The sequence below is a fragment of the Providencia sp. PROV033 genome, from assembly GCF_028484855.1.
Classification (GTDB): Bacteria; Pseudomonadota; Gammaproteobacteria; order Enterobacterales; family Enterobacteriaceae; genus Providencia; species Providencia alcalifaciens.
Map to the genome: position 1 here is coordinate 1 of NZ_JAMPSW010000131.1, position 7,508 is coordinate 7,508.

Below are 7,508 nucleotides of genomic sequence, written 5' to 3' on the forward strand. Positions count from 1 at the left end.
GTTCATTACTCTTTTAAATTTAAATGTAACAAGAAATAAACTTTATTTTATTGCAGTGTCATTATGATTAATATTGAGCGACTAATTCTGACTTATCTTTTTATGAATATAATTCAAAAATAAAATCTTATTTCATAGATAACATATCAAATAGGATTAGTAATAATAAGGAATTATCATCCATTAATACTTTTTAATTTACTTGTTGCAGATAAAAATTCCAAAAAATCATTAAAATTATTAAATATCAATTAATTAAAGACTATTACTGCACTCACATTCTTACTTTATTTAAAAAACAGGACACTTTAACAATAAAATATAATCCAATTAATGAAGTGTTAAATAACAAAATGAACAGTTAGAAATTATATGGTTGAGTTTAAGCAGAAACTGCCGTATTCGTCATCGAACAAAGATATCGATAGCCAATTTTAGGTAACACGGGCGAATTACCTTATAGTTGAATAGGTAGACGTTAATTGAACGAAGAAGGGTTAAAATCAGTTGATTCACTGAATTTTAGGCATAAAAAAAGACATCTTTTGATGTCTATTGATTGCGCCATCTTGAGAATGGCCCCTACAGGATTCGAACACAAGCCAATTAACATTGTTTTATAATGAAAATATCGTGTTCGATAAATTTTATACCAACAAATATACCAACAATTATTTTTCTATCATAATGCCTAAGCTTTTCTACTTCCCTGAAATCGACATCTTCGCCAACTCTGGATTATTGGCCTCAAAGATGGATAGTGGTAATTCAACCTTACGACCGTTTTGATCTTCCACCGCTTTAACCACTTCAAATTCAGCAACATCCTCACACGGAATTTCCAATCCTGCAAACGTAACACGAGTAGCGCTAGAATCGCCAAAAGGTTCAACTTCAAGTACTGTATCCCCTAATACTTTTCCTTGTCCATCTTTCATTCGTAGCGTTAACTCAAGCGCACCAAACTCCGCATGGGCTAGAACCATATGGTTACCGCCATTATCGAGGGTAAATGAGTAACCACAGTAACCTTGGTTAATAAAGTTTGAGCTGGTATGTGTGATGCTCGCATAACGCTGTTGTTCTTCAGCCAAGCTAAATGTACTGACTGCCAATAAACTCATCGCAAAAATGCTCTTTATCTTATTCATTACGTTACCTTTAGTTATCTTGTATCGTCCTCGCTACCGCCATTGACGGCAGCGAGAATATAGATTTATTGTTGGTAGGTTTGCAATCCGCCTTTAGTACGGTCTTTTTCTTTCCAGCGCGGTCGGTTCTTACCTGAGAACTCTTTTTGCATACTCCAATACCCAATGGGATAACGAGCTACAATCGTCCCGCCAACACCAATATCGACCGAAGAGTACTGACCATTATTAATCGTCCCTTTTTGGACATAGGCGTTAGGGCTACAAGTGCCCGTATCGCGTTGTTGCCAATTTCCATCAGTTCTTGCCACGATATAAAAATCACCAAATGCACAGCCTGACGCGGATTTATGATTCAGTACAGCAACATAATGCTTGGTTGAGCCCACAATCCTACAGGTGTTGTTTTGGCTTCCACACACTTGCCATAAGGTTTTACCGCCATCCCCTTTATATTCCCAAATGGTATTTTTAGGGGGCTGGCTGGTGGCAGAGGCTGGTGATGTTATCAACCACAGTGAAGCTAATGCAGTCACAAATACATATTTTTTCATTATAAATTCCTATCAATATAAATAGAAACGTCAGATTGACGCTTGATGAACACCGTCTAATGGGTGCTTGGTTTTCCCTGATATGGCGTATTCGATTGTTATCGGGTGAATGGTGAATAAGGTATCCACAACAAAAATTGCTGATCATGTTTAATGTGATGGTTGACGATTTAGCCGCACTGAAACCCAGTGACGAATTCGTCGATGAAGATAAAAGGCAATACCAGTGGCGATAAGCAAATCAACCAGCAATATCGTGGTGGCGATACCTTCAGTAAAACCGTATAGCCAACCGGATGACATGATAATCAGTAGGCTAGAGAGGGCTAATCCGATAATGATGGTAGAGATAATGGCAATTAATTTGGGGTTGAAATGGATTCTATAATCAATCCCCTTAAAGGCACTTAAAACCCACAAGCCTAATTGCGCCAAGAGTTGTGGGATAAGCAAAGCCGAAATATATAAAACGAAGTACATCAATGTGATCCCATACGGGTTCATGATGAGAGCGATAAGCTGGAAGTGTGTTAACAATACGCCAGTGATCCAAAGGCATAACAAAATACTGATAACAATAGCGATGCGTTCTAAACCCAATTGTAAGTGTGAAACGGTGTTCATATTTTTTAAGCTTCCTTATGTGATGATGAATTCACGGTATGAGGGTGATTTTGAATAGGCATGATCCATTCGTGACCGCAATCGCGGCACATCCAGCCCGTGCCCCATGCAATGATATCTTGTTCAGAAGAACAGTGAGGGCAATGGATTGGATGCGATGCTAGTGGGGATAATAACGTCATGGTCGGCTCCTTTCTTTGTGTGATGGAAGAGAGGTAAGTAATTGTGATATCAATCGAAAATGCGGTAAGGCTGCGATAAAACTGTTTTGTTGTGACAATTGCATCACTGTGTATTTCGGTGTGAAGGGGGTATTGAGTGGTTGAACTTGCTGGATATCATCTAACAACAGGACATGTACTTGCTGGTGGTATTCCGCCAATAAATACCACTGGCCTTCACGGTAAATCAGTTGATAGGGTTGTAGCGGATTAAAACGACGTTCAGGCGTAAGTAGGCTAATAGATTGCTTACTGGTAATGGCATACACCAATTGATAGAAATGGTCGGCATGCAAAGCCGAAATCTTATGGGCGTGATGCCAAATCAAACAAGGCGCATGGGGCTGCTGGGTTAATAGTAATCCGAGTAAGCGACTGTCTAGCCCCGGAAATAATCGAGTCATTCCAATCTGTTTCACAAAGGTAAGAACATCTTTGTCTCGATAAGCTTTTAGCGTATTGATGGGCAAGCGATAACAACCTTGCCGACCTTCTACCCCCAGATAAGCCAAGCGTTCACGTAAATCCCGTTGTAACGTGCGTTCAGAAACATTGAACTCTTGGGCTAAATGCGAGAGCACAAGGCTTTCTCCTGCCATTAAGCGGGCAATCAGCGCAGAGAGTCGCACAGCCATGCGGTCATATTTTCGGTTGGTCTGAAACATAACGTATTGCTCTCAATAACAGACAGTTAGAAATTACAGGAGTGAGGGAGTTTAACTTAGGGGATTGACAGGTTATGTCTGTTGGGAAAAATTCTCATTAGGCATTTTAATGAAAAAACACTATAAGTAATTCATTGATAAATAACGTTATGCTTTTTATTTGAACGATAAGAAAGTAAGGCGTAACGACACAACCTGTCAGGGCGGGAAAATTAGTTGGGATGGCGAGGAGTGAGTTGGTTAAATAAGGTATCCGCCATCACCCACAGCGCTTTATTGAGTTTAATATCACCATCAATCCCATTCACCGAACGAGTTCGGGCACGTTTACCTTTTGCGGTACGACCTGATAATCCCCCTTTAATCAAGTTCTCTTGTAAACGTTGGTACACCGTCCAAAGGTCTTCTTTCTTATCTTCAACGCGTCGAGGCTGTAAAACTTGCTCTCGTGTAACGGGTTGATGTTCTTCACCAAAGCGATAAGTCAACGCTGCTTCCGCAAAGGCTTGCTGTGCAGGTGGCGGTAACAATAACGACTGCATACTTTCGCGTTTTTCAGCCACTTGCTCAAACGTATCGAGTACCTCATAAGCCCCTTCAATCACTTTACCCACAACATCCCCTTTATGGGGTACACGCACTTCCCCTAATACATCACCGCACACCAAACCGTTGGAGCACACGGCTCTAAAGAGTCCCGGCAACATCTGATAACTGCTTGAGCCATCATGGCTATTCAACAAAATAATTTCAGGCACTTGTATACCCGTGATTTGGTCATGACGACGCAGCCTCAACATATGCTTGGTGTGCTCTCGACGGCTGATATCACGCACCCGAGTTTGGCAGGCAAAGAACGGATAGAAGCCTTCTTTTTGCAGGCTATCTAACAAGGTAATGGTCGGGATGTAGGTATAGCGTTCACTGCGGGAATCGTGCTTCTCTTCAGAAAATACACTCGGTACAGTACGGAATAACTCTTCGATAGTCAGTGGACGGTCACGGCGAATACTGTTAGCAGAGCCAAAACGCGAAGCTAATAAACTCATGATAAAACTCCGGATTAATCAATTAAGTGAAAAATGGCAGAGGATTCGGGATGTTGTGAAGCGTAGTCACGCAGCTGATAAAAGCGGTCGCACATCACTTCGCTTTCTGTTTGGAATGACCAGATGCTGTACAGGATAAGGCATATTGCAATGCCTGCGGCTTCTTGGCTCACCGTGGCTTCATTGCCGTTGTGCATGTTGAATAGGGTCAAGGTGTCTGCGTTGATATCGGGGTAGATAAAGGCACCGCCATTATTGATCGAGCCATACTCCCAATAACCGCCATGATACTCATCGCAAAATTGACCCATCGTGGTGAATATCACCACTTCAAAGGTGGTCCAACCTTTTACTGCACCAAAATGGTTGAGCCAAAAATCAAGGCGTTGTTCATCAGGGACTAATTCCATTGTGATAGCGGATTCGGTTGAATGATTCATAAGTTGAGACTCCAATAAAAAGAAATAAAAAAGCGCCAATCCTGTTAAGGACTGGCGCTGAGAGTGATGAATAATGAATTAACGTAGGAGCTTAAAAGAATAGGCTCCACAGGGATTTAGCGACGGAAACGATGCTATTTTTGACTGTACCAATCGTGCTTTTTATCAAGACAGGCAGGGGAAGGATGTCTATCAGCGTATCGACGATATCACTGACACATTGCCCAAAATCGTTACGTGCGGAGTTCTCTACGGATTGCGTCCGGTAAGTGTTGTTCAGTTGCCTAATTACCCCGCTACTGGCTTGCACCGGTAACGCCTGTATTAATTGCTCTGCTAATTCAGTGAGCTGAAAACCTTCTGTCGCAGAAACCGTCATCACAGGATGATGCGGCTTAAAGGCGATTACTACGGCTTGTTGCTTCAATTCTAAGTTAGCCGCTTGTTCAGGGGAGGGCTGGTGGCTCAGTTCATTCCATTGGCGGCAGGGCTCTATTTTGTCGGCTTGGTTCAACACAAAAAGAAAGCGGTTTGGTTGATAACCACATTGTTCAGTGAGAAAGCGATAGCACTGTTCATCGGAAGACCATGCACGATCATCCGCTTTCAATACCCAAATGATTAAATCCAGTTCTGGTAATAGATTACGATATAGTGGGTGGTACTCTTTATCTCGTTCGATACTTTCCCCCACGCCGGGTAAATCTATAAAGGCGAGCGTATGGTTGTTCATCGTCATACTGAAGCGCTGAGCATGCCGTGTACAGCCAGAAACATCATTCACAGGCGACAGGGTTGATTGGAATAGTGCGTTGATAAGGCTAGATTTTCCAGCTCCCGTCTTGCCCATTAGACCAATGGTGGGGGAGTAGTTGATTAGGTAGTTGAGTTGGTTGAAAAACAGATTTTTAAATGAAGCAGGAAAGGCAGAAATAACCCTTCCTAATTCAGGATATTCGTTCATATTGCTTCCTTGAAAATAAATTCATCATCATTCAAGGTAATAATATATATTTGAAATTGTTTTAATTTTTCTTTTCAACTAACGATATGAGTTCTTTAAGTGGATCTCGTGGCAAAACAATTTCTTCAATCATCGCCTCGATAATTTCGTTAATATTTTTATTATGATTTTTAGCTATTTCTTTTAATTTCAACATAGATGATTTTGAAATATACGTATTGAGTACAGCCTTATCTTTAACTCCATCACGATACTTTTTTTGGCTCCATGCCTTCCTTGTTTGAAATAAAAAAAGCTTTACACGTTCTACGGTTGAAATAACAGCCCAATAATCAAAACAGGAAACAATTATTTTCCATTTCTGATTTTTAATAAGAACATTAACATCATCATCAGTAGCAATATTTTCGCGCATCATCCTCTCTCCTATCCATTTTAACGCTTCAGTTTTTTTTGACAAAAATGAAAAAGGATCTGGATATTCTTTGGTAATAGATGAAGCTTTATCTCTCATTTGAAAAACTATCGCATTAAAATCTTTAGGGGTCATAAATAAAACTACAAAATCCAAAAAACAAACAATATAATGAAAAGGTATATTTTTACCCATCATTGGCATCAAATTTAAAGGTGAATAATTATACACTCCAGCCATAATTGATTTATGACCCATTTCTATAAGGTATTTATTATACGACTTCATGAGAAAGTTTAAGATAACAAATGATATTCTTTCATCCCTTAAAAAAGATAGTTGTTCTATTGGAATAGTTTTTCTCTCCACCTTTCTTAAATAATGATCAACATTATTTAAGACATTCCCGACATGCTGATTCAACTCACGAATTAGCGTATTAACATTCTTACCTCTTGCCTCGATAATCATTTTATAAAAATCTTCAGGTAATAGTGTTTTTTCTGAAAGCATACAGAATAGGACAGCATAATATTGTCTACACTCCAAATAATTATCATTTACATCTACACTTATCATACACTCTCTCCACCTAGTATTTTTTGCAGACCTTTACGCTGTATTTTACGTAGTATTTAAGATGTTATTATGCTACATAACAATCAGTATTTATGTGTTGAAAATCACTATAACCACACAAATTATTATTAGAATGAAGACTAATCTTTAGATAAGCTAATATCAGAGTTGAACTACTTGAAAAAGTATCAGTTCACCTTTGTTCAAAAGCGCTCTGTCACGGTCATCGGTGATGAGATAGAGAAGAGCCTTGCCGTGTTGGTATAGTATTATCTTAATAAAGAAAACCTATCCCATAACTACACCTAGAACATTAATCATTACCCTGTCACTGACTCACTAATTCATATGCTCATCATTTTTCTAAAGTGATGAATTCTTATTTTTAACAACATCCATTCTAGATATGAAAATAAAACCAACCAAAGGTATCAATCATGTCTAGAAACACCTACAACGAGCATTACATTCAAAAGATAAACCACACCATCCGTAAATCACTCTTAACCTATAATCGAGTTACTGCTATTCGAGTGGACTTGCGATTTCCTTCATCGGATATAATTCACTTAAGTGACTCCAATGCCATCACCCGATTTTTTGAATCGTTAAAAGCAAAAATAAATGCTGACCTAAAACGTAAAAATAAAATATGGAAGCGTAACCATTCATGCCCTTTGTTTTATGTATGGGTCAGAGAGTTTGGTGAGATAAAAAACAAAAAACACTACCATGTACTTTTGCTATTAAATAAAGATGTTTATTGGAACCTAGGTGATTTTATTAAAACCAAAGGGACGCTCTATGCATTAGTACAACAAGCATGGTGTAGTGCTATTGGTGTAA

The 7,508-nt window shown here is 39.2% G+C and carries 10 protein-coding genes; 1 reads left to right on the forward strand and 9 read right to left on the reverse strand.

The annotated features are described in order from the left end of the window. Positions 1 to 701 precede the first annotated feature (701 nt). The 9 genes from PSF16_RS15835 to PSF16_RS15875 all read right to left on the reverse strand — a co-directional run bounded on the left by PSF16_RS15835 (position 702) and on the right by PSF16_RS15875 (position 6,662). Positions 702 to 1,151: an IrmA family protein gene (locus tag PSF16_RS15835; protein ID WP_154632030.1), complete on the reverse strand. Its 450-nt coding sequence runs from the start codon at positions 1,149 to 1,151 to the stop codon at positions 702 to 704. Positions 1,152 to 1,216: 65 nt separating this feature from the next. Continuing rightward, positions 1,217 to 1,705 carry a hypothetical protein gene (locus PSF16_RS15840; RefSeq protein WP_154610667.1) on the reverse strand — a complete coding sequence of 163 codons (489 nt, stop codon included), beginning with the start codon at positions 1,703 to 1,705 and terminating at the stop codon, positions 1,217 to 1,219. 150 nt (positions 1,706 to 1,855) lie between these two features. Next, positions 1,856 to 2,329 (reverse strand): hypothetical protein, encoded by a 474-nt coding sequence (locus tag PSF16_RS15845; RefSeq protein ID WP_154610668.1) that lies wholly within the window; start codon positions 2,327 to 2,329, stop codon positions 1,856 to 1,858. Between the two features lie 5 nt (positions 2,330 to 2,334). Continuing rightward, positions 2,335 to 2,511, reverse strand: coding sequence for a hypothetical protein (locus PSF16_RS15850; protein ID WP_272689630.1), 177 nt, complete (start codon positions 2,509 to 2,511; stop codon positions 2,335 to 2,337). Beyond that, positions 2,508 to 3,215, reverse strand: a complete 708-nt coding sequence (locus PSF16_RS15855; protein ID WP_272689631.1) for a helix-turn-helix transcriptional regulator — start codon at positions 3,213 to 3,215, stop codon at positions 2,508 to 2,510. The genes PSF16_RS15850 and PSF16_RS15855 overlap by 4 nt, the downstream gene beginning before the upstream one ends. A gap of 212 nt (positions 3,216 to 3,427) precedes the next feature. Next, positions 3,428 to 4,264, reverse strand: a complete 837-nt coding sequence (locus PSF16_RS15860; RefSeq protein WP_272689632.1) for a DUF932 domain-containing protein — start codon at positions 4,262 to 4,264, stop codon at positions 3,428 to 3,430. 14 nt (positions 4,265 to 4,278) lie between these two features. After that, positions 4,279 to 4,704: an antirestriction protein gene (locus PSF16_RS15865; RefSeq protein ID WP_272689633.1), complete on the reverse strand. Its 426-nt coding sequence runs from the start codon at positions 4,702 to 4,704 to the stop codon at positions 4,279 to 4,281. 91 nt (positions 4,705 to 4,795) lie between these two features. Further along, positions 4,796 to 5,668, reverse strand: a complete 873-nt coding sequence (locus PSF16_RS15870) for a GTPase family protein (protein ID WP_272689634.1) — start codon at positions 5,666 to 5,668, stop codon at positions 4,796 to 4,798. A 61-nt stretch (positions 5,669 to 5,729) separates the two neighbouring features. After that, a complete protein-coding gene (locus PSF16_RS15875) occupies positions 5,730 to 6,662 on the reverse strand; it encodes a hypothetical protein (protein WP_110732131.1) in 933 nt (310 codons plus the stop codon). A gap of 437 nt (positions 6,663 to 7,099) precedes the next feature. On the opposite strand from PSF16_RS15875, the gene PSF16_RS15880 reads away from it, so the two are divergent. After that, the coding region (locus PSF16_RS15880; protein WP_272689635.1) for an inovirus Gp2 family protein at positions 7,100 to 7,508 on the forward strand (409 nt) is incomplete at its 3' end.

Excerpts from the sequence above, each read along its gene's own strand:
- PSF16_RS15835 (WP_154632030.1), bottom strand. The coding sequence starts at position 1,151 with ATGAATAAGATAAAGAGCATTTTTGCGATGAGTTTATTGGCAGTCAGT.
- PSF16_RS15840 (WP_154610667.1), bottom strand. The coding sequence starts at position 1,705 with ATGAAAAAATATGTATTTGTGACTGCATTAGCTTCACTGTGGTTGATA.
- PSF16_RS15845 (WP_154610668.1), bottom strand. The coding sequence starts at position 2,329 with ATGAACACCGTTTCACACTTACAATTGGGTTTAGAACGCATCGCTATT.
- PSF16_RS15850 (WP_272689630.1), bottom strand. The coding sequence starts at position 2,511 with ATGACGTTATTATCCCCACTAGCATCGCATCCAATCCATTGCCCTCAC.
- PSF16_RS15855 (WP_272689631.1), bottom strand. The coding sequence starts at position 3,215 with ATGTTTCAGACCAACCGAAAATATGACCGCATGGCTGTGCGACTCTCT.
- PSF16_RS15860 (WP_272689632.1), bottom strand. The coding sequence starts at position 4,264 with ATGAGTTTATTAGCTTCGCGTTTTGGCTCTGCTAACAGTATTCGCCGT.
- PSF16_RS15865 (WP_272689633.1), bottom strand. The coding sequence starts at position 4,704 with ATGAATCATTCAACCGAATCCGCTATCACAATGGAATTAGTCCCTGAT.
- PSF16_RS15870 (WP_272689634.1), bottom strand. The coding sequence starts at position 5,668 with ATGAACGAATATCCTGAATTAGGAAGGGTTATTTCTGCCTTTCCTGCT.
- PSF16_RS15875 (WP_110732131.1), bottom strand. The coding sequence starts at position 6,662 with ATGATAAGTGTAGATGTAAATGATAATTATTTGGAGTGTAGACAATAT.